Annotated in this window: 20 protein-coding genes; 18 read left to right on the top strand and 2 right to left on the bottom strand. The window is 54.4% G+C overall.

All coding sequences use genetic code 11. From position 1 onward, the window contains the following. Positions 1 to 56 precede the first annotated feature (56 nt). From QXG22_03280 to rsmA, 3 genes are read left to right on the top strand one after another with little or no spacing between them, the layout of a single operon-like run. Positions 57 to 2,084, top strand: coding sequence for a sodium-translocating pyrophosphatase (locus tag QXG22_03280; GenBank protein ID MEM0359019.1), 2,028 nt, complete (start codon positions 57 to 59; stop codon positions 2,082 to 2,084). Positions 2,085 to 2,126: 42 nt separating this feature from the next. Further along, positions 2,127 to 2,684 (top strand): O-acetyl-ADP-ribose deacetylase, encoded by a 558-nt coding sequence (locus QXG22_03275; protein ID MEM0359018.1) that lies wholly within the window; start codon positions 2,127 to 2,129, stop codon positions 2,682 to 2,684. A gap of 10 nt (positions 2,685 to 2,694) precedes the next feature. Beyond that, positions 2,695 to 3,567: a 16S rRNA (adenine(1518)-N(6)/adenine(1519)-N(6))-dimethyltransferase RsmA gene (rsmA, locus tag QXG22_03270; GenBank protein ID MEM0359017.1), complete on the top strand. Its 873-nt coding sequence runs from the start codon at positions 2,695 to 2,697 to the stop codon at positions 3,565 to 3,567. Here rsmA and QXG22_03265 read toward each other — a convergent pair. After that, a complete protein-coding gene (locus QXG22_03265) occupies positions 3,538 to 4,311 on the bottom strand; it encodes an alpha/beta hydrolase (GenBank protein MEM0359016.1) in 774 nt (257 codons plus the stop codon). The genes rsmA and QXG22_03265 overlap by 30 nt on opposite strands. A gap of 100 nt (positions 4,312 to 4,411) precedes the next feature. On the opposite strand from QXG22_03265, the gene QXG22_03260 reads away from it, so the two are divergent. The 7 genes from QXG22_03260 (at position 4,412) to QXG22_03230 (ending at position 9,397) form a co-directional block, all read left to right on the top strand. Continuing rightward, positions 4,412 to 4,789: a DUF5615 family PIN-like protein gene (locus tag QXG22_03260; protein MEM0359015.1), complete on the top strand. Its 378-nt coding sequence runs from the start codon at positions 4,412 to 4,414 to the stop codon at positions 4,787 to 4,789. A gap of 225 nt (positions 4,790 to 5,014) precedes the next feature. Next, entirely contained in the window at positions 5,015 to 5,239 is a 225-nt protein-coding gene (locus QXG22_03255) for a hypothetical protein (GenBank protein ID MEM0359014.1), read from the top strand. 49 nt (positions 5,240 to 5,288) lie between these two features. Then, entirely contained in the window at positions 5,289 to 5,576 is a 288-nt protein-coding gene (gene cas2 / locus QXG22_03250; GenBank protein MEM0359013.1) for a CRISPR-associated endonuclease Cas2, read from the top strand. Between the two features lie 47 nt (positions 5,577 to 5,623). After that, positions 5,624 to 6,505, top strand: a complete 882-nt coding sequence (gene cas4a, locus QXG22_03245; protein ID MEM0359012.1) for a type I-A CRISPR-associated protein Cas4/Csa1 — start codon at positions 5,624 to 5,626, stop codon at positions 6,503 to 6,505. Beyond that, positions 6,397 to 7,521 carry a CRISPR-associated endonuclease Cas1 gene (cas1, locus tag QXG22_03240; GenBank protein MEM0359011.1) on the top strand — a complete coding sequence of 375 codons (1,125 nt, stop codon included), beginning with the start codon at positions 6,397 to 6,399 and terminating at the stop codon, positions 7,519 to 7,521. The genes cas4a and cas1 overlap by 109 nt, the downstream gene beginning before the upstream one ends. Beyond that, the gene (gene cas4, locus QXG22_03235; GenBank protein MEM0359010.1) at positions 7,481 to 8,095 is read left to right on the top strand and encodes a CRISPR-associated protein Cas4; all 615 of its coding nucleotides are present in this window, start codon (positions 7,481 to 7,483) and stop codon (positions 8,093 to 8,095) included. Before cas1 ends, cas4 begins: the two co-directional genes overlap by 41 nt. 330 nt (positions 8,096 to 8,425) lie before the next feature. Continuing rightward, positions 8,426 to 9,397: a hypothetical protein gene (locus QXG22_03230; protein ID MEM0359009.1), complete on the top strand. Its 972-nt coding sequence runs from the start codon at positions 8,426 to 8,428 to the stop codon at positions 9,395 to 9,397. A gap of 421 nt (positions 9,398 to 9,818) precedes the next feature. On the opposite strand, the gene QXG22_03225 is transcribed toward QXG22_03230, so the two are convergent. Further along, entirely contained in the window at positions 9,819 to 10,628 is an 810-nt protein-coding gene (locus QXG22_03225; GenBank protein ID MEM0359008.1) for a putative CRISPR-associated protein, read from the bottom strand. 61 nt (positions 10,629 to 10,689) lie between these two features. On the opposite strand from QXG22_03225, the gene csx1 reads away from it, so the two are divergent. The 8 genes from csx1 (at position 10,690) to QXG22_03185 (ending at position 19,536) form a co-directional block, all read left to right on the top strand. Beyond that, positions 10,690 to 11,955: a CRISPR-associated CARF protein Csx1 gene (csx1, locus tag QXG22_03220; GenBank protein MEM0359007.1), complete on the top strand. Its 1,266-nt coding sequence runs from the start codon at positions 10,690 to 10,692 to the stop codon at positions 11,953 to 11,955. 354 nt (positions 11,956 to 12,309) lie between these two features. After that, positions 12,310 to 13,197, top strand: coding sequence for a hypothetical protein (locus tag QXG22_03215; protein ID MEM0359006.1), 888 nt, complete (start codon positions 12,310 to 12,312; stop codon positions 13,195 to 13,197). A gap of 263 nt (positions 13,198 to 13,460) precedes the next feature. Then, positions 13,461 to 13,865, top strand: coding sequence for a hypothetical protein (locus QXG22_03210; protein ID MEM0359005.1), 405 nt, complete (start codon positions 13,461 to 13,463; stop codon positions 13,863 to 13,865). Then, positions 13,852 to 14,532 (top strand): RAMP superfamily CRISPR-associated protein, encoded by a 681-nt coding sequence (locus tag QXG22_03205; protein MEM0359004.1) that lies wholly within the window; start codon positions 13,852 to 13,854, stop codon positions 14,530 to 14,532. Before QXG22_03210 ends, QXG22_03205 begins: the two co-directional genes overlap by 14 nt. A 1-nt stretch (position 14,533) precedes the next feature. Continuing rightward, the gene (locus QXG22_03200; protein MEM0359003.1) at positions 14,534 to 15,388 is read left to right on the top strand and encodes an RAMP superfamily CRISPR-associated protein; all 855 of its coding nucleotides are present in this window, start codon (positions 14,534 to 14,536) and stop codon (positions 15,386 to 15,388) included. Beyond that, positions 15,354 to 16,316: an RAMP superfamily CRISPR-associated protein gene (locus QXG22_03195; GenBank protein ID MEM0359002.1), complete on the top strand. Its 963-nt coding sequence runs from the start codon at positions 15,354 to 15,356 to the stop codon at positions 16,314 to 16,316. Before QXG22_03200 ends, QXG22_03195 begins: the two co-directional genes overlap by 35 nt. Further along, the gene (locus QXG22_03190; GenBank protein MEM0359001.1) at positions 16,313 to 18,925 is read left to right on the top strand and encodes an HD domain-containing protein; all 2,613 of its coding nucleotides are present in this window, start codon (positions 16,313 to 16,315) and stop codon (positions 18,923 to 18,925) included. Before QXG22_03195 ends, QXG22_03190 begins: the two co-directional genes overlap by 4 nt. Further along, complete coding sequence (locus tag QXG22_03185; protein ID MEM0359000.1) at positions 18,922 to 19,536, top strand: RAMP superfamily CRISPR-associated protein; 615 nt, start codon at positions 18,922 to 18,924, stop codon at positions 19,534 to 19,536. Before QXG22_03190 ends, QXG22_03185 begins: the two co-directional genes overlap by 4 nt. The last annotated feature ends 57 nt before the right edge of the window (positions 19,537 to 19,593 follow it).

Below are 19,593 nucleotides of genomic sequence, written 5' to 3'. Positions count from 1 at the left end.
CGAAGGCTTCTTCCGGTTTCCGAAAAAGGCTTATTATTCACATGTGAATTGGAGACGTGGAGCCCGTCCTCTCCTTGGTCTTCCTTTCGGTGCTGGTCGCCTTCCTCTACGTCCTCTACGCGGTTTGGAAGGTTCTGAGGGAGGAAGAAGGAACGGAGAGGATGGTGGAGATTGCCGAGTACATCAGGGAGGGTGCAAGGGCCTACATGAAAAGGCAGTACACCATCATCGCGGGCGTGGTCCTGGCCCTCGTGCTGGTCCTCCTCTTCTTCCTGGGCTGGAGGATGGCCCTTTCTTACCTGGTGGGTGCGGGATGCTCGGCCCTCACGGGCTTCGTGGGCCTCCACACGGCCATAAGGAGCAATGCCAGGACCGCCAACGCCGCCAGGAAGGAGGGAATGGGAAAGGCCCTCTCCTTAGCCTTCAGGGGAGGGAGCGTTCTGGGCATGGGTGTGGTGGCGGTGGGTTTGCTGGGGGTTTCCCTCCTCTCCCTGGCCTATGGGGGTACGGATCCTTCCAGGATGGAAGAGGCCATGAAGGATGTGATAGGGTTCAGTTTCGGGGCCAGTACCGTGGCCCTCTTCGCTAGGGTGGGAGGGGGAATCTACACGAAGTCGGCGGATATAGGTGCCGATCTGGTGGGAAAGGTCGAGGAGAAGATTCCCGAAGACGATCCCAGGAATCCAGGGGTGATTGCGGACAACGTCGGGGACAACGTCGGGGACGTGGCTGGAATGGGCGCCGACCTCTTCGAGTCCTACGTGGGTTCCCTGATCTCCGCCATGGCCCTGGGAGCCCTCCTTTACATCGAGGAGGAAAGGGTACTCCTCCCCCTCCTCGTTTCCGCCCTCGGCATCCTCTCTTCCCTCCTGGCCTGTTTCTCGGTGAGGGGAGATCCCGCTAAGGCCCTCACCCGTTCCTCCCTCCTAGCCACCTCCCTCACCATCCTCTCTTCCTTCCTCGCCATCCGCTGGTTGCTCGGGGAAGGATGGAGGGGACCCTTCACGGCCGTGGTGAGCGGCCTCCTGGTGGGGATAGTGGTGGGGGAGACTTCGGACTACTTCACCTCCAAGGACAGACCACCGGCCAGGAGGGTGGCGGAGGCGGCCAGGGCGGGGGCGGCACTGGACATCCTGGAAGGCTTTTCCATGGGCTGGTTCAGCACCTTCGTTCCCGTGCTCTCGATAGCGGTCGCTGGTTTGGTCTCCTACCTGGCGGCAGGCTTCTACGGAGTGGCCCTCTCCGCCGTGGGCATGCTTTCGGTCGCGGGGGTGATCGTGGCGGCGGATGCCTACGGACCCATCACCGACAATGCAGCCGGAATCGCGGAGCAGGCAGGTCTGCCTGGGAAGGTGAGGAAGATCACGGACAGGCTGGATTCGGTGGGAAACACGATGAAGTCCATCTGTAAGGGGTTCGCCATAGGGTCGGCTGCCCTCACGGCCATCGCCTTCTTCTTCACCCTCACCCAGCTTCCGGAGTTCCAGGAATACGCCTCGCGGGTAGGGGGGTTGGACAAGGTCCTGAGCCTGATCAACGCCCACACGTTCGCGGGCCTCCTGATAGGGGTGGCCGTTCCCGCCCTCTTCACCGCCCTGGTGGTGCTGGCGGTGAGCGGGGGAGCCTTCAGGCTGGTGGATGAGATAAGGAGGCAGTTCAGGGAAATTCCCGGGCTGATGGAAGGAAGGGCCAAACCGGATTATGCGAGGTGCGTTTCCATGGCAACGGGGAATGCCCTGAGGAACCTCCTCCTCCCCGGTCTTCTGGCCATCCTCTTTCCCCCACTGATACTCTTCCTGCTGGGACCCGAGGGGCTGGTGGGTTTCCTTGCTGGTGCCATAGGTTCCGGACTCCTGCTGGGCATGTTCCAGGGGAACGTGGGAAACACCTGGGACAACGCCAAGAAGTACGTGGAGGAGGGCCACTTCGGCGGAAAGGGAAGCCCCACGCACGCGGCGGCGGTGACGGGTGATACGGTGGGGGATCCCATGAAGGATGCTTCGGGTCCCTCCATCAACATCTTTCTCAAACTGATGGCCGTGAGCGCTCTGGTCTTCTCCCCCGCCATCCTCCCCCTCCTCTAACCTCAGGTTTTTTGAGGCGGAGGGAGTAAAGAGGAAGAGAGCTTGGAGTTCAAGGTGGGAAAGGCCGTCGTCAGGCTGGTGCAGGGAGACATCACGGAGCAGGAAACGGAGGCAATCGTGAATGCGGCCAATCCCAGCCTGATGGGAGGAGGAGGGGTGGACGGGGCCATCCACAGGAAGGGAGGACCCACCATCAGGGAGGAATGCGCCAGGATAAGGGAAAGGGAGTGGCCTGATGGCCTGCCCGTGGGTGAGGCGGTGATCACCTCCGGCGGACGCCTCAAGGCCAAATACGTCATCCACACGGTTGGACCCATCTGGAGGGGAGGGAACAAGAGGGAGCCCCAGTTGCTGGCGAAGGCCTACAGAAGCAGCCTGAGCCTGGCGGTCTCCAAGGGTATAAAGAGGATTTCCTTTCCTTCCATAAGCACGGGTGCTTACGGGTATCCGGTGGAGAAGGCCAGCAGGGTGGCCCTGCAGGCGGTGAAGGAGTTCCTCGAGAGGGAGGACAAGTTGGAGGAGGTAAGGTTCGTGCTCTTCACGGAGAGCGATCTGAGGGTTTACGAGGAAGCGGCCAAAGAGATTTTCGGACAGCAGTAGGCGGTGTTTCATGGAGATGAGGGAAAGGCTGGAGAGGGAAGGGATAAGGCTCAGCAGGAGATACGGCCAGCACCTGGTGCTGGACTGGGATCTGTTGCGGAGGATGGTGGAATACGCGGAGGTTGATAGGGAGGATACGGTGCTGGAGGTGGGCGCCGGGACGGGGGGTCTCACCCTCCTCCTAGCAGAGAGGGCCGGAGAGGTGATAGCGGTAGAGAGGGATCCCCGCCTGGTCTCCATCCTGAGGGAAGTGCTCAGGGAGAAGGGCCTTGGGAACGTGAGGATCCTTGTGGGGGACGTGCTGAAACTCCCCCTCCCCCCTTTCAACAAGGTGGTTTCGAACCTGCCGTATTCGCTCTCCTCGGAACTCACCTTCAGACTTTTGGAGGAGGATTTCGAGGTGGCGGTGCTCATGTACCAGCTGGAGTTCGCGAAGAGACTCGTGGCCAGACCGGGATCGGAAGATTACGGACGTCTGACCGTGAGCGTCTTCTATCGGGCACAGGTGGAGATCCTCGAAGAAGTTCCCCCCTCCGCCTTCTTCCCCCGTCCCAAGGTGAGGTCGGCGGTGGTGAGGCTCAGGCCCAGAAAAACTCCTCCCTTCGAGGTGGAGAGCGAAGAGGGTTTTCGGAGGGTGCTGAGGGTGCTCTTCCACCATCCCAGGCAGAAGGTGAGGAATGCCCTCTATCACTCCTTCACGGAACTCTTCCCAAGGCTTAGGCTGGAGAAGAAGGAGAGGAGGGAAGCGCTGGATTCCTTCCTTCCCGCAGAGCTGGCGGAGGCCAGGGTGAGGGATCTTCCCCCCGAAGAATTGGCCCGTCTCGCCAACCTCCTCGCGGGAATGGAGAAGGACCTATCCCACCGTCCTCCCCAGGAAGTCTAGGAGGAGGGAGTTGAAGGAGGACGGGTCCTCCACCATGGAGAGATGTCCCACGTCCCTTAGGAGGGCGAGGGAAGAACCCTGGATATTCTTGTGGAGGTACTCGTGGTACCAGGGAGGGGTGAGGGTATCGTCGTAGCCTCCTATGATGAGGGTGGGCTTCTTGATCTCGTGGAGCCTGCTCCTGCAATCGAAGGCATTGCAGGCCTCGAAGTCCGCCACCCCAACCTTGGGTTCCGTGTCCTCCATTTCCCTCCTGAGCCCTTCCAGCTCCCTTTCCATCCTCCTCCCCTTTCCACCCAGCATGCTTTTCCATCCGGCTTCCATGGCCCCCCTGAAGTTTTCCCTGAGTACCTGAAGGAGGAGGGGTGAAACTCCCAGCTTGGCACCGGTGTTGGCGAGGATGAGAGCCCTGACCTTTTCCGGATGGTCCAGGGTGAACTGTAGGGCCACGGCTCCACCCATCGAGTGGCCCACCACCACCGCTTCCTTCGTCCCCAGGTAGTCCATCAGTCCAGCCACCACTTCCGAGTAACCCCTGATGGAGGGCTCGTCTGAGGATATGGGGTTGGATTTTCCGTGTCCTGGCAGGTCTGGGGCGATCGCCGTGTATCTTTCCTTGAGGACCTCCAGCTGTGGTTTCCAGAGGGAGTGCGTGAGGACGGCCCCGTGGAGAAGGTAAACGGGGAAGCCGTTTCCCACCTTCTCGTAGAAGATTTTTATTCCGCCCACCTCAGCAAAGGGCACCCCAAACCCCCTACCCTTTTTTCCTTCATCCTTTTATATGTGTTACTCCACTTTGTGTCTCCGAGAGAAAATTTTTACCCAAGCGACCAAAGGGAGGGGAATGAGGGTCCTTCTGGATGAAATGTACAGCGGACTCAAACCCTTCCTCAAGCTCCTAGGCTGGGAAGTGTACACGGTGGAGGAGGAAGGGTTAAGGGGGGCGGAGGATGAGAGGGTGGTGGAGCATGCCGTGAAGAAGGGACTGGTGCTGGTGACACAGGAGCAGAGAGTTTCGGAGTTGGCCAAACTAAAGGGGGTACCATGCGTGTTGGTGGGTTTCGGGGACATAGCCAGGATCGTGGACGAGAAGCTCAGGGAGCTCCGGGATGGACCCAGGTTCCTTCCCTCAGAGGTTCCACCGCCCAGGGCGCTCCCCTGGGGTGGATACCGGAAGGGGCGTGCCCGTACGAGGAGGAGGAAGGGGGCAAGGCGGGCTTGACTGGTTTTGGATGCCCGGACACCTTTAAGCCGAAGAAAAAGACTTCTTATGCCGCGATCCAGCGGGAAGTTCTTAGGTAGCCTTGAGGCCAATCATGCGGTGATCGATTCAGCCGTTCCGGGAATTGGGAGGGATCGTTGGCTGGCTTACCCTTTTCGGGGCTAAAGCGGAGACCGGAGGGTGTCCGATGAGGTCTAGATCCCACGATTAAAACAGCTTCCGAACTTGGGGCTAGAGTTCTCCAACTTCCTCAGGGTAAGGAGGCGTGGGAGCAGGAGGTACTTCGCGATCATGCGGGCCGCTGCCTGGATGGAGGAGGCTTCCTGGGTAAACCTCAAGAGAAGCTTGGAAATGGAGGAGGGAAAAAGTGGCCGACAACATCCTCTCGAACTTCAGGAACTCGTAAAGGCGGTTTCCTTGAGAAAAAAGGGGAGGTCTACTCCATCGTAGACCCGATCATACGGAGGGTATTTCAAGTCGGGCTGGTGAGGATGCATTGATGCTGACCCTTGTCATCTACGACATAAGCTCTGACGACATCCGCACCAAGCTGGCCGACCGTCTCTTCGACTACGGCCTGCAGAGGATCCAGTACAGCGCCTTCAAGGGGGAGCTGAATGCCCACGACAGGGAAGTCCTGGTGAAGGAGCTTCCGAAGTTCATAGGAGGGGAGAGGGACTCGATCTACGTCATACCCCTGTGCGAGCGCTGTGCCAGGCTGTGCAGGATAGTCTCCGAAAGGCCAGTCCCCTCCTTGGTGGAGGAGGACAGGGTAAAGCTCGTGTGAGGGAAAGGGAAAAAGGTACGGAGGGCGAGCTTTAAGGGAGGCCAGTGGTGTTCTTCCTCTCCGCCCAGGAGCACAAGTTCCTCCTCAACCGCGTTCTCCCCCTGGCGAGGGAGGTGGGGGTGACCCCCGAGCTGAGGGGATGGAACTGGTGGAGGGAACCGCTGAAGCCATACTACCCGGAGCGCATTTCCATGTTCTCCGTCTGCGGGAAGTTCTGCCCCACGGGCAGGGACGTCTACCTGATGTACGTGGAGAAAAAGCAGGGGAAGCCCACGCAGGAGATCCTGCTTGGGGCCATGGCCCACAACCTGCTGGAGCACCTCTTCGGGTCCTGCAGGCAGGGGAGGTTCGACCTGAGCTTCGAGGAGTGGTGGGAGGGGGAGCTGGGGAGGAGGGGAGAGGTGGAGAACGCCAGGGCCCTCCGCTCCTGCCTGGAGCCCCTCTGGGAGCTGGTGCTGAGCCAAGCCAGGGCCGCCTACCTGGAAACGAGGGCCGCCCACCCGTACGCGGACGAGCCCCACGTGCTGGCGGTGGCCCTCCCCTTCCTGGTGGAGCACAAGCTGGACGGGAGGCTGCTGGGCCTGAGCGGTACGCTCAGCGTGGACTGCTACGACTACCTAAGGCACCTCATCTTCGACGTGAAGGTGGGAGGATCCCCCAGGGATTTCTACCGCCTCTACCCAACGGGTTATGCCCTGGTCTTCGAGAGCCTTTACGAGGTGCCCGTGGACGTGGGGTGCTCCGTCCACGTGGGCTTCAGGAACGGCAGGGTGGTGGTGAATCGGGACCTCTTCTTCATCAACGATGACCTGAGGAACTGGTGGTTGGAGGAGAGGGACAGGAAGCTGGAGCTGGTGGCCCAGAAGAAGGATCCGGGCAGGCCGGCGGAGTGCAGGCAGGCATGCCCCTTCTCGGAGGTGTGCGCGTGAGGCTGGTGGTGGACGGCTTCGGGAAGTTCGTGGGAAGGAAGGGGGAGACCATAGTGGTGAGGGAGGGCGGGAAGACCGTGGCGCGCCTCCAGCCCCAGGAGCTGGAGCAGGTGATCATCTCGGGAAAGGGAGTGGTGAGCACGGACGCCCTGAGGCTGCTAGCGGAACACGGGGTGGACGTGCTCATCGTGGACTTTCGGGGTGAGGTTAAGGCCAGGCTCTCCTCCCCCGAGATGAGGACGGTGAGCACGAGGAGGGAACAGTATCTGGCCTACGGGGATGAGAGGGGGGTGGGGGTGGCCAAGGCCGTGATAAGGGCGAAGCTGAAGAACCAGGTCGCCGTCCTCCAGACACTGGCCAAGAAGAGGGTGGAAACGGTTCCTTCCCTGGCGGAGAGGTTGCGAACCGCGGCGGAGGAGATGGTGAAGCTCCTGCCTGAGCTGGAGGAGGTGGAGGGGAAGAAGGTGGATGAAGTGAGGGAGAGAATAATGAACCTGGAGGGGAGGGGGGCCCAGCTCTACTGGGAAGCCTTGGCGGGAATCTTCGAGGGGTGGGGCTTTGGAGGGAGGAGCGGGAGATACGCCACAGATCCCGTGAACGCCATGCTGAACTACGGCTACGGGATTTTGCTGGGGGAGGTATGGAGGGCGGTGCATTACGCAGGGCTGGATCCCTACGGGGGTTTCCTGCACGCCGATAGACCGGGCAGGCCGAGCTTGGTTTTGGATTTGATGGAGGAGTTCAGGCCCCATGTGGTGGACAGGATGGTGGTGGGAATGGTGAGCAAGAGGATGGTCTCCAAGGAGGGTTTTGAGGTGGTGGATGGGGTGTGCCAGATGGGGGAGGAGGTCAGGAGGTTCTACCTTCAGGAGCTTCTCAGGAGGCTGGAAGAAGAGGTGAGGTTCGAGGACCTTAGGCTCACTTGGGGTGGGCTCTTCCTCCACCAGGCCAGGAAGCTGGCGAGGTTCCTGAGGGGTGAGCTGGAGAGGTATGAAGGGTTTTGGCAGCGCTGGTGAGATAAGTGCCTGGGAAGTATACCAGTACTTTTACTGCCCGAGGAAGCTCTACTTCATCAGGAAGCTGGGGTTGTATCCACCGGAGAGGAAGAAGGTGGAGCTTGGGGGTGAGCAGCACGGTAGGGAGCCGGGGAGGACCGGACGCAGGAAGAGGATCTACGGGTTTTCCCCAGAAGAGGTGGATCGGATCCTGCACGACCTCCCCCTGGAGGATCGGGAGATGGGGCTTTTCGGGAAGGCGGACACGGTGGTGAGACTAAAGAGCGGGGAGATGGTGCCGGTCGATGTGAAGTATTCGGATTTGCCCTACGTTTCGAGGGCGTGGAGGAAGCAGATGCTGGCTTATGCCGTGCTGCTTGAAAGGTCGCTGGGGGTGAGAATCAGGAGGGGCCTCATTTACCTCCTGCCCTCCCACCGGACCTTTTGGTTGAACATTCTACCCGAGGAGAAGGAGGCTTTGAAGAGGGATTTGGAGAAGATACGAGAGATGATAGCTTCCGATCAGGTTCCCAGGGCTGCCAGTCCAGAGTATTGCGGGTACTGTGAGGTGGCGAAGTTTTGCAAGAGGGTATAGTTTCGGTAAAAGGCGAAAGGTTGTGAACTTCTTTATAAATCCCCCCCGCAGGAACCGAAGTTCACAAACCGGGGCCCGAAACCTTTAAAGATGGGGGGACGAAAAACAAAAGAAAGGGGTTTCAGTAGGATGCCCCTGAAAATGGGGATTGAAAGTTCTAGTTGATCCAAACTTCAATCGAGTAAGGGAATATTTGAGACCAGCGGAAAAGGCTTACGAGTTTGAGCATTCTTTCAAACTCTATTCGCGCCTCTAACTAACCTTTCCTCTTGAGGTGCTCTTCAGGCTAACTCAGAGAGGGATTTTATATCGAAAACTTAAACCCCTTTGATGGGAGTCTACCATCTTAGCGGAATGGGGTTGCGTCCTGGAGTTGTGACTGTTCCTCTTACTTACATCTACCTCTTTTTGAAATCGGCGGTTCTTGGAAACGAAAATGCCAAAAGGTTTTTTGAAACCTCGGGAGAGCTTAAACAAGGGAGCAGAGGAGCCCCTGAGTGTATCATCATATTCACTTCACGATCCGTTATTACGGGGACCGCAAAAATAGAAATCGAAGATAAGTGGTTTGGAAGCGGAAGAGTGTTCCCGCAATCTATGTGGAAATATCTCCGAAATCTATGGAAAGAACTTGAGGATGAAAAGTTTCGTCCTTTTTACGACGGCGAATGGATTAAAGACATCTACTTCGTAGAAGTTAATCACGAAGATTTTGAGGATTGTTTTGAAAAAATAGGTACAACTCTCTACGCGCTTCGCGAGAAAGAAGTTTGGATTAACATGATTGGAGGAACTAATCCAATAAATATGGCCTTGCTACTGGGAGGGACTTTCCACGCCATATCCGCACGGTACTACTACATTTTTCAGAACGATGTATTACTTCTACATCCGGAAACTGAGAGGCCCAACATGCGAGACCCTAGGGAATATGTCGAAAATGCTATGAGAAAGTGGCGGGAATTTCCCCTTTTTCAGCTGGCCATTGGAGAGCTTATAAACGAGTTGAACAGCAGGCTCGCCAAAGGCGATATGGGTATGGGTGAGTTAGAGCAAATGCTCGAGAGATTGGATCTTCCCAAGCAGTTCATCGCTAAACTTCGCGGGAGGCTTATAACCATAGAAGGGGACAGGGTTTCACGCGGACCCTTTTTAGAAAGCATAGCGAATTTGGGGAACAAAATCCATAAAGAAGTTAAGAATTTTTCTAAATGGAAAAGGTGGGCAACTGAGTTGAATATCCTGTGGGAAATGAAAGATGGAAAGTTGATCAAAGTATCTCCTCGCTCGCTTGGGCTCTAAAAAAGAGGAAAACTTGGGTAGAAAAGGGATGACCTCTTCTGGGACTTGCCTCGCTTCTACATGACATCAGAAAACGACTCGATCACCATCAGGTAAAATGCGGAAAGATCATCCAAAGAGCCGATGCTTTTCCTCGGCTGATGGAATGCGGGTTCTATTCACAAACTATCTCAAGGATCCCATCGAGAAGAAGTTATAATAGAAGTTCCTAGGTTGAAAGTTCCCAGTCTGGTTCAAATGTTACCATCCCACCGCAGTATTTCGTGATTCTCAAGGTTTGCTTAAATAAGGTTAGTTTCACGAAACTTTGGAAAGGGGGATAACCGCGAAGGGGAAAAATCGGATACGTGACTTTCTGTAGTAACAGAATCCCGAAGGCGCGTGGAGAACGATACTGGATCGGTGATATTTTAGAACTCGTTTAAACCGTGGCATTCTTAGCCGAATCATTCTTAACTTTTCTATGGCGGGTTCTCTTTTTCGGTCCATACAAGCCCAAATGAACAAACCTCTCCCAAAGCAAGTGACCCATTGGGGTTATCTCGAGTTCATCTCCCCTCCTTTCTATCCACCCAAGTCTTTCCGCTTCCGAAACCGTTTCCTTCATGAATTCCCTTTCCAATTGTAGCTGGTGTACTTTCCTACTCCTGCACATACGATCCATCAGCTTTCTGAACTTCTCTTTCCCCCTCAGCCAAACCGGCATGGCCGGAAGCCTCACCACCTCTCTAAAGGACTCATGGATATACAGGACGGGAGCCCCGACTCCTGGTAAATTGGAGGCCAGAAGCGCTATAGCGGTTTCTGGTTTGAATCCTCCGGTCGCGTGAACGTAAACCATGTCTTTTTGGAGATAGTGACTTTTTATCAATCTCACAACCTTTTCCAAAAGATTGGCCAGTCCATTCCGAAATTTCTTTGGATCTCCAAGCCCAGCTATTTCCACAGATTTGGCGCAAATCCTCAGCTTGAGCTGGGACAAAAAACTTTGGAGCACCCTTGCGCAGAGCCTCCCTTCCTCCGTGTCGGAATGTAACAGATACACGTAGTGCTGCATGTCTTTTCTCTCCTCTAGAAGGGGGAGGAGTGTGTTCAATTCCGCACTGGCCCTCCTGGGATCACGCTTGACAAAGGAAAGGAGTTCTTCCTCCGTGGGCTCCTTCCCCATTTCCTTCCTCGCATTGGTCAGCGTGGAAGTTCCCGTAGTCACTATGTGGGCGTTTATCGTCAAACTTTTTTTTAATATCCACCGAGGTTATAAAGATTGAGTTTAAACGATGCGATCCATTCTAGTGTCCAGCTGGGGAAAGCCTTGGAGAACGGGAGGAGAATTCAGTTGGAAGAAGGTGGAATATAGGCTAAAGGAAACCTCAAGAACCTCTAGAAGTTCTCTCCCTGTCCTCGTCGAACACATCAAACCAGAGAGGATAGTGATAGTGGTTTTAGACACTGTTGCAGAAAAAGTATGCTCAGATTACCAGGAACTCTGCAGAATGATAGAGGAACGTTACCGCGACTTCATACAAAAGGAGCTCGAAATTTTGGAAGAAGTAAAGATAATTGTTGCCCCTGGTGTGGGGAGCTTCGAGCTGAAATTTAAGGGAGAGATGACAGATTTCTACCACTATGTCTTCTTTGAGCTCTCGAGAGAGTTAATAGGACTGGAAAAACAATGTGAAGTTCATCTTGACATCACGCACGGGTTGAATTTCGCCCCAGTTCTTCTTCATGAAGCTTTGGAGCATGTCCTTGGTATTCTGGCGTACACCAAAAACATTAAGTTTTCCATCTACAATGCCGAACCTTTTATCCCCGAAACCAAGGAAAAATCATCCTTGACAATACACCGTATTGAATATGGGGATGTGTATCCCAGCTTAAGCCCTAATAGGTTAGGTGGGAAGGGAGAAGCCCGCCTTCTCGCGGTCAGAGAGGAACATAAGAAGGATACAGAATTTTGTAAAAAGGTTTCAAAAGCCGCCAAAGTTTCTAATAGCAAAGAACTCAATGCCTTTCTCAGTGGAATAGTGAACGGCCTTCCGCTTTGCCTTTACACTTTTTGTCCCAACCCTCAACGGCTGGAGAAAAAGTTGTCTTTGGCCGTGAAAGAGTGGAGGAAAAACGTGGAAATAAGATCCGGAGAAGTTGAGAGGAAGGTAAGCTTCACTCCTGATTTCACGAATTGCGTTAAGCTTTGGCTCGCTGCCAAGTCCTTTAACATCGAGAGGAAAGGAGCTGTAGTTCTGGAGGAGCTGGAAGAGAAGATGAGAAAGATATTTGGGTATGAGCGTTCGAAGGAGGCATTGATCTCTCATGAACTGGCGAAGATAAAGGAGGAAGCGGAAGCTAGGAAAAAAGAACTCAACAAATGGAAGTTGCTCAGAACTCTCTTTTCTGGTGAACGAATCTCTCCTTCTTTCGATCGGCGCAACTTTTTGGCACATGCTGGGTTGGAGTATAATGTCACGGAACTGCGGTACTCAGGGAAGCTGGAGCTTCGATACAGAAAAAATCAACGGAAAGAAATAGCGAACCATCTGGAAGGATTGCTCCACTGAACAAAAAAGGCGGAGCTTCGGTTGAGCCAGACTTTTTCACTCCCTTCAGAGCCCCGACGATCTCCTTCGGTGGAACTCTTGGTGTGAGAGATGTTCCTCTATAGACTACCTTTCCCCCTTCCTCCGCGCTAGTCCGGGTACTCCTTTGCAACAGCGAATTTGGTCTTGAGTGATTCTCTGAAAAAATATCCCTCAATATTCGCTGGGAGGATCAGTTTCTTCTGTATGGCTCTGAGTTCTTATAATTTAAACTAAAAACTTTCTCGCATTCACCACGATCGTGCAATATCAGAGTATTTTCAAGGTCTTTATCAGGGCGGTCGGCTAAATACGTACTTGTTACCAATATATATGATGCTGAATGTAGCAAGGGCCAGACTCAGCCTCCTTTTCTCTTCCCCTGTCAGGCTTCCCGGTTGGCTTGGGTCAACCTTCAGGGGAGGACTAGGACAGCACCTCCGCCCCCTCGTCTGCTATTGTCCCAGCAAAGAATGCGAAAAATGCAACCTTTCGGACGAATGCCCGTTCTACATTGCTTTCATGCGTCCCTTTGCTAAAAGGGGAAGGACCCCTCCCCCCCGGCCCATTGCCGTGATCCCACCCTTTGGCAGACCCATGAAAGGGAGGATAAAAATGGAGGTCGATCTTGTTCTGCTTGGAGATTACATAAGATTTTTTCCCCACCTGATTCTCACCCTCCAGTGGCTGGGGGTAGACGGGCTCGGGAACCTCAGAAGGCTTGGCTTCAACCGCTTCAGGATAACGGAGGGAAGATGCTGGTTCAGCGGGCAAAAGGTTTTCGGGGATGGGATAATATACGTGAAGAACCTTAAGTCTGTGGAGGTTCGGGAGCTTGAGCCCTTTAAGGGGAATGGGGTGAGGGTTGAGTTTAAGGTTCCTATCGAGCTCCCAAAGGGGCTTCCCTCCTCACCCTTCGATTTCTTGGAGCTGATTAGGCATCGGCTAATCCTTCTCGTGAACGAGTACGGGGATGGAAGGAAGGTCCCGGATTTTTCTTGCGAGGGAAGCGGGAGGATTGTTGAGAGCAAACTCGTGAGGCTTCCTGGCAGGTCGATGAGATCGGGAAAGAGGGAATTGCAGGGGTGGATGGGAACCGCAGAATATCACTTCGAGAAAATCGATGAGGTCGGGCGCTGGTTGCTTTCGGTTGGAAGGGTTCTGGGGGCCGGGTCTAAGTTCTCTTTTGGAATGGGTTTTTTTGAACTTAGCCAAATCAAGTAATATCACAAACACTACTTTCTGACCTCACAGTAGTCATCTCTGGAGGGAGTCGTTTCTAACCTTTTAAGTCTCGAAAGAGTTAGGAGGGAGGGTTATCAGCAGAGTCGATGATGAAGCGAGATTATAACTTCGTCCTGTTCACCAAGCGTTATTAGTAAAGACCCTGAAAGTAAAAAATCACCATCAGGATTGGGTTTCAGAGCTTTGAGAAAATTTGAAACTTAAAACGTAAGATTTTTTAAAGGCAGTACCAAATATAAACGATGCCTCCCACAGAGGAGGATTTGATAAACTGGGGTACCGAAATAGGAACTTTAGCTCTCTCTGAGAAGATAGAAAAGAACCAGCTCGAAAGGCTGATTGCTTCACTTGAAAGCGTAGGGGATCCTCGTCTCGCTCTGTATGTAACAGCTGTGTTTGCTTTAAGGCAGTCCCACCGAAAGGAGCGAGGGAAGGCTCTTCTCACGGAGGAATTCGCGAAGCGGGTGGCATCTATTCTTCACCAAATTTACAAAGCCAACGGAAGCAGAACAGAAGCCCGCAAAATGCTTGTGTTTGCAAAGTGGATTCTGGAGGCTTCTACAGAGGAGCAGACAGAGGAGCAGATCAGATCAACTCTTAAAGAATTCGCCAGCTCTGTCTTTAGGGATGTAGATGCCAGATTATAGAGACTTCGACAAACTTAAGAGTCTTACCAAAATCAGGGGGATCCTTATAAACCATACTCCGCTCCGCGTGGGGACGGGAAGGGAGGCGTCTCTCGAGGCAGCGGTTGACATAGCCGTTTTCAGAGTGGGGGAAGTAGCCTGTATACCGGGATCAAGCCTGAAAGGGGTTTTACGAGCCACGGCGGAAATCCTCGCACCCTCCTTCGGAATTACCCCCCATCCTCCCTGGGATCTTCCGAAAGCTGAGAAGGAGGGTGACTTTTGCGAGATTTGCGGGATTTTTGGGAATCAGGAGTTAATGAGCCATATAAAGGTCTATGACGCATATCCTCAGGGTGAAGCACCAATCTTCGTCAAGCCTGGAGTCGCGATTGATAGAAACTTCGGAAGCGTAGCACACGGGCCTTTCTTCGAGGAGTTGGTGGTCCCGGGTTGCAGGTGGGATTTTCGGGTCGATATCATAAACATCCCGGTTTTCGAGGAGAATACGGACAAGAGAGGAAAAATCTTGGAGACACTCTTCCGTATGTTCAGAACTACGGGACTGCATGTCGGGGCGAGGAGCACAGTAGGGTCCGGCCTAACAGTTTTGGAGGACTTGAATTACGCCACGTATACCTTGACCGAAAAAGGGTTCGTTTTGAAAAAAGAGGGTAGAGTACAATAACATGCAATGGATTTCACATGCCAACATTCTTAGGGAAACTTCCTTCAACTTTATTCTGACAAACGAAGCTCCTTTAAGAATCGGATGCGGCGGAGAACCTCCACTCGAAGCACTATCCGATCTCGCTGTTCTTAGAATTCCTTCCGAGTTCGGGGAAGTGCCATATATTCCGGGATCCAGCCTGAAGGGAGTCTTCAGAAGTTTTTGCGCAAAACTCCTTGCGTGGAAGGGGCTGAGAGTCTGCGAGCTGTCCGGAAATAGATGCGAGGTTGGGCGGGAGAAAGATATCGAAAAGTTTGCGAAGCAGGCTTGTCTTTTGTGCAAAATTTTTGGAACACAGGGGTACAAGGGACTTGTGAGTTTTTTGGATGCTTTCCCCTGGGACGGTCAGCAGCTTTATCCATTCAGGCTGGGTGTTAGGAGGGGAATTCGAATCGGCAGGAAATCCGGGAAAGCGGAGAACCTTTTCGATATAGAATATGTTGAGCCGAGGGCAAAGTTTAAGTCGAGCATTCGTTGCCTCAACCTACCTAACTTCGCGCTCGGTTTGCTCTCGAGAGTCCTTCTTTGCCTGCACGAGGGAGAGGTGAAGATTGGAGGGTTCAAGACGAGGGGCTTTGGAGAAGTGAGGTTGGAGGAGATCGAGATCAGAAATCGAGATGTTAGGGGAACCGGGAAGAAAATGACTGCTCTCGATCCGCTGGATAGAGATGTGGAGGTCGAGGAAATGGAGGTGGAGAACGATTGGTTGGTGGCGAGAGGAGACGCAGCTTGGAGGGTCCTACGGAAGCTGGCTCAATTATGGGAGGTGGTTAAACTATATGAGGGAGTTCAACGTAATCCAAGAAGAGCCTAGGACGAGGGGAAGGTTTATAGGACTTTGCGGGGAGCTACGCGTTTCCATCGAAGTTGTGAGCGGTCTTCATGTGGGCTCGGGTCAACTTCCAATAAAAGCAGATGAGGAGGAACTGCAGGAGCTGCCGAAGAAGGCGGACTTTCTAGCGGCGGCAAGGGAGCTAGCCCAGACCATAGAACTTGACTACTGGCCCTTCCCCTCGATCGAGGGAAGGGCTGTCATACCGGGCTCAAGCGTAAAGGGGAACGTTAGGGCAAGGCTGGAGCTTTCCTTTAAGGAAAAGGATGGCCGGTTCAGATCTTGTTTCACGGAGACGGGAAGGTTTCAGAAAGGCCCCTCGAAGGACGGGTCCTGGAGGCATTTCAAGATATGGGAGTCCTCGGTGAAACAGAATAGAATCGTTCCTAGGAAAGGAAAAGGGTCGCAGTGCGATTTCGTGAGGGGGGAGCAGGAGAAGGTATGCCTTCTCTGCGATCTCTTTGGGACGACCGGTCTGATCGGTCTGCTCGAGTTCAGCGACTTTACCCTTAGTGAGGGCAGGCTCTCCCCACAGCAATTTCAGTACGGGTTGAAATTGTTGATTGCGAAGGTCGGTTCCGTTTTTACTGGGAAGGTGCGGTTCATGAACCTGAAGCCGGAAGAATTGGGACTGGTTCTGTGGGGAATGGGTCTCAGGGATGGGAGAATCGGGAGGGAGGTCCTCATGGGAAGGCTGAAGTATGTGGGGCCGATTGGAAAAATAAGATACAGACTTGACGCACTTAAATTATCCCAGTTCTCGGAGCAACTGAAGTTGGATTCGACTGAGATCAAAGCAGGCGACGAGGTGCAGGCCGACGACCGGCTCGTGAAGGAGCTCGTGGAGTTGGCGAGGCGCGCATATGAGGGAGAGCTTAAGGATATAGAGGAGGTGAGTCCAAAAAGATGACCGCGAACGTTTTTCGGAAAGCCGAGTGGCCGTATCCGGTTTACAAGTCCTTCATCGTCCCCTACTGGGAAAATGGCACTCTGTCGGTCAGGGAATTGAGCGAAAAAGATGTCGAGGAATGGGGGAAGACCCTAAAGCTTGCGAAGGACTTCATCACGCGGGCGGTCAACGCGCTGGAGGTAAGGGGAGAAGCGAGGCTCGAACTCGTTGCGGATTTGCTGGTTCTTTTCCTTAAAGTTCCCCTTCTCCGCGAGCCGATCTCGCTCCTGCCGAGCCCGCTTAAAGCCTACCTCGCTTGGAGGCTCGTGTCAGAAACAAGACTCAAGGAGTTCAGAGACAACCCCATTGAATTTGCCAGCCACCTGTACATGATTTACAGGGAGTTCAGGCCGCAGCTTGAGGAATTGCTGAAGATCGTCGAGGGGGCAAGGGAAAGGGTTGAGAGATGCTGGTTCCACTTGCCTGCGGACACCCGCCCCGTGGCAAACTGCGCGGGCCTCATTCCACACCTGCTCACGACCTCCGCGCTCTCCTGGGCCCTAGCCGTCCAGCGGGGTTTGGGGAGGAGGGAGGCGGCGCTGGTAAGGCTTTCGGCTCTCCTCCACGATGTCGGCAAGCCCTTCGCCCCGAAGGAGCATGTCGCGCGTTCGGCCGAAATCGCGGAGTGGTTCACCGACTTCCTGGACCCGGAGGAGAGGGAGGAAATTGTGAGGTTGGTGAGGGATCACCACAGGGGCGAGAAGGAGGGGGGAAGGATAATCAGGGAGGCGGACAGATTGTCCTCGGCGACCGACCGGATAAGCGGATATCTTCAGGAAATCGTCTCGGGAAGGCTCGGGAGAAAACCGGAGGTTCAGGAGCTTGAGGGTTGGGACTTCTGGGTGGAGCTAGAAAGAAGTTCTCCCGGCTCCATAAGGTCGCTTAGCGAGGAATTCGTCGAGAAGGTTCGGAGGGATACGGGGGAGGGGGGCAATCTTTTCGTCAGAACCCTCCCGCTCCCGCCCGGTTACTATTACGCCCCGGTGGAGGGGATTTGGTTTGGATGTGTCGACCTCGGAGGGATCCAGAGATTCATCCGAACTCCAACCGAGCTGAAGGCGGTCGCGGCCGCCAGCTATGTGATCGAGACGGCGGTCCTGGTTCACGTTCCGGCCTTCATCCAGCAGGAGCTTCAGCGGAGGGCCTGGTTCCCGATGGAGGCGTTCCTTTATTCCGGCGGGGGCAACCTGTACTTCGTCTTCCCGGAGGTACTGAAGGGGGAGATCGAGGGGGCAGTTAAGAAGTATACCGGCGTTCTTGCGAGGGAAAAAATCCCCCTTGAGCTCAGGATGGTAACCGCCCAGTTCTTAGCCTTCTTCCCAGACCTGCTCGAAAGTATGGCGAGGGAGATGGGCCTCCAGAAGATCTCCTCGCGTGAAGAGGCGCGGGTGGAGAGGGGCGATGCGAAAAAGTGCAAGTGCTGCTTCACAAGGATTGCGGAGGTGGAGGACTACTGTAAGGTTTGTAACGATTTGATAAAACTCGGGGACGAATTCCATTTCAAGGAGAGATGGGAAACGAAGATCTTCCTCCCAGGAGAGGGGTTAGGTTCGCCCAAGGAGATCTTTAAAAGTGAGTGGAAGGATGCCTCGGTCAAACTGATGGAAATCATCGCCGGTCACGATCTGGAGGAAATTCGAAGGGGTGTCGAGCAGAGGAATTACGCTGTTCTGAAGGTGGATGGGGTCTGCATGGGGGCTTTCATGGCCTCCGCCATCTCCATAACGGATGCCTGTGAAAGGAGTGCGAGGATAGATATTTCTCTCAAGAGGGCCTTCGAGGATTCGGCCCGCGAACTTTACACCGCCTTGAGCGGGAAGGATGGGCAGGAGGCGAGAAAGGCCATCGCGAGACTCGAGCTCGGACTGCTGTATATGGGAGGGGACGACTCCCTCGCGCTCATGAGCTCCTGGTATGCACCCATCTTCACCCACTCGCTCGTCTCCAGGTTCAGGACCTACATGGGGGAGGTGAGGGGACTTTCGGCTGGGTTGGCAGCAGGGGGTGCGAAGGCGCCGGTTTGGTCCCTGATAGATGCTGCGGATGAGCTGGAAAGGGAAGCGAAGAGCAGGACGAGGGAAAAGGTGAGTCGGGGGGCCATTTGCTACGATGTTTGCGAGGTTCCTCTCTCCTCTACCGCCGTTCGTTACCGGAGAAAAGAGCTGGAAGGGAAGAAGATGACTCTTCAGCCTTTCGTGGTTGAAAATGGGGGAAGGCTGGGCGAGATCCTTCAAAAGCTTTCCGGTGGGGGCTCGCACGGGGACTGGTATAGGTGGGCGCTGGATACCTCGAGGGAAGATAGGGAAGATAATAAGGTTAAGAAGCTTGCGAAGAGGGTTAGGCGTTGCATCAAGGAGGCTGTCGAGGCTGCGAAGAGAATTCTGGGTGGGGGGGCGGACGAGGAGCTGCTAAACGAGGTCTCAAAACTCTACATGAGGAGGCAGCAGATTAGGTTGAAAAATAGGGAAGAATGGAGGATGGCCGTGGACGCGTGCGCGGAGGGGTGGGGAAAGGCGGCGTTCGGTGACGTTGAACTGCTGATAAAATTTGCACTGGGGGGAATTGCATGATAGAATTCGAGGTCGAGGCCAGACCCGTCGGGCTCTTCACGGTTGGTGGGGGGACGGTCGAGGTTTTTGGGCCAGACGTTCCCTTCATAAAGGAGAGGGGAAAGATTTTCATTCCGGGTTCGACCTTCAAGGGCCTTCTGAGGTCGGCTGCATCGAGAGTAGCTGAAACGTATGGGTTTTCCTCTTGCAGCAAGATAAGGCCCGAAGAACTCTGTGGCTCCTGTGACGTCTGTAAACTTTTCGGATCCGTGAGATCGCAGGGAAAACTCATCGTAGGGAACCTGGAGGCTGTCGGAAAACATGAACTCCTCTGGTTCACGAGGGTCAGGATTGACGACAAAAGCAATAAGGCCGAAGAGGGAGGCCTTTTTACCCAGGAGCACTCATATGGTGGAAGCTTCAGGGGGACGATAAGGGTCATGGAGGATGGGGCTGGGCTTCTCGGGCTTCTGCTCCTCGCGCTTGCGGAACTCAGAACGGGAAGGGCCGGGAGAAAATCCCTCCTCGACCTGAAGATAGGCGGGACGGCTGGGCTTCGGGGAAGAGTGGAGGGAAGGTGGCTTAAACTCGTGGAAGAACTCGAGAAATTTTTGTGGGAGGGGAAAATATGAAGTTTTACGAGGTCCGGATTGAACTGAGATCTCCGGCACTTATAACTTCCCGCAGAA

The sequence above is a fragment of the Candidatus Hadarchaeales archaeon genome, from assembly GCA_038736355.1.
Classification (GTDB): domain Archaea; phylum Hadarchaeota; class Hadarchaeia; order Hadarchaeales; family WYZ-LMO6; genus WYZ-LMO6.
Note: the sequence above shows the minus strand (reverse complement) of the source record. Positions and strands in the feature narration are given on the sequence as shown.

Coding starts and splice junctions, on each gene's coding strand:
- QXG22_03215 (MEM0359006.1), top strand. CDS start 12,310: ATGCTGAATGTAGCAAGGGCCAGACTCAGCCTCCTTTTCTCTTCCCCT.
- rsmA (MEM0359017.1), top strand. CDS start 2,695: ATGGAGATGAGGGAAAGGCTGGAGAGGGAAGGGATAAGGCTCAGCAGG.
- QXG22_03230 (MEM0359009.1), top strand. CDS start 8,426: ATGGGAGTCTACCATCTTAGCGGAATGGGGTTGCGTCCTGGAGTTGTG.
- QXG22_03210 (MEM0359005.1), top strand. CDS start 13,461: ATGCCTCCCACAGAGGAGGATTTGATAAACTGGGGTACCGAAATAGGA.
- QXG22_03205 (MEM0359004.1), top strand. CDS start 13,852: ATGCCAGATTATAGAGACTTCGACAAACTTAAGAGTCTTACCAAAATC.
- QXG22_03260 (MEM0359015.1), top strand. CDS start 4,412: ATGAGGGTCCTTCTGGATGAAATGTACAGCGGACTCAAACCCTTCCTC.
- QXG22_03185 (MEM0359000.1), top strand. CDS start 18,922: ATGATAGAATTCGAGGTCGAGGCCAGACCCGTCGGGCTCTTCACGGTT.
- cas2 (MEM0359013.1), top strand. CDS start 5,289: ATGCTGACCCTTGTCATCTACGACATAAGCTCTGACGACATCCGCACC.
- QXG22_03200 (MEM0359003.1), top strand. CDS start 14,534: ATGCAATGGATTTCACATGCCAACATTCTTAGGGAAACTTCCTTCAAC.
- QXG22_03195 (MEM0359002.1), top strand. CDS start 15,354: ATGAGGGAGTTCAACGTAATCCAAGAAGAGCCTAGGACGAGGGGAAGG.
- QXG22_03190 (MEM0359001.1), top strand. CDS start 16,313: ATGACCGCGAACGTTTTTCGGAAAGCCGAGTGGCCGTATCCGGTTTAC.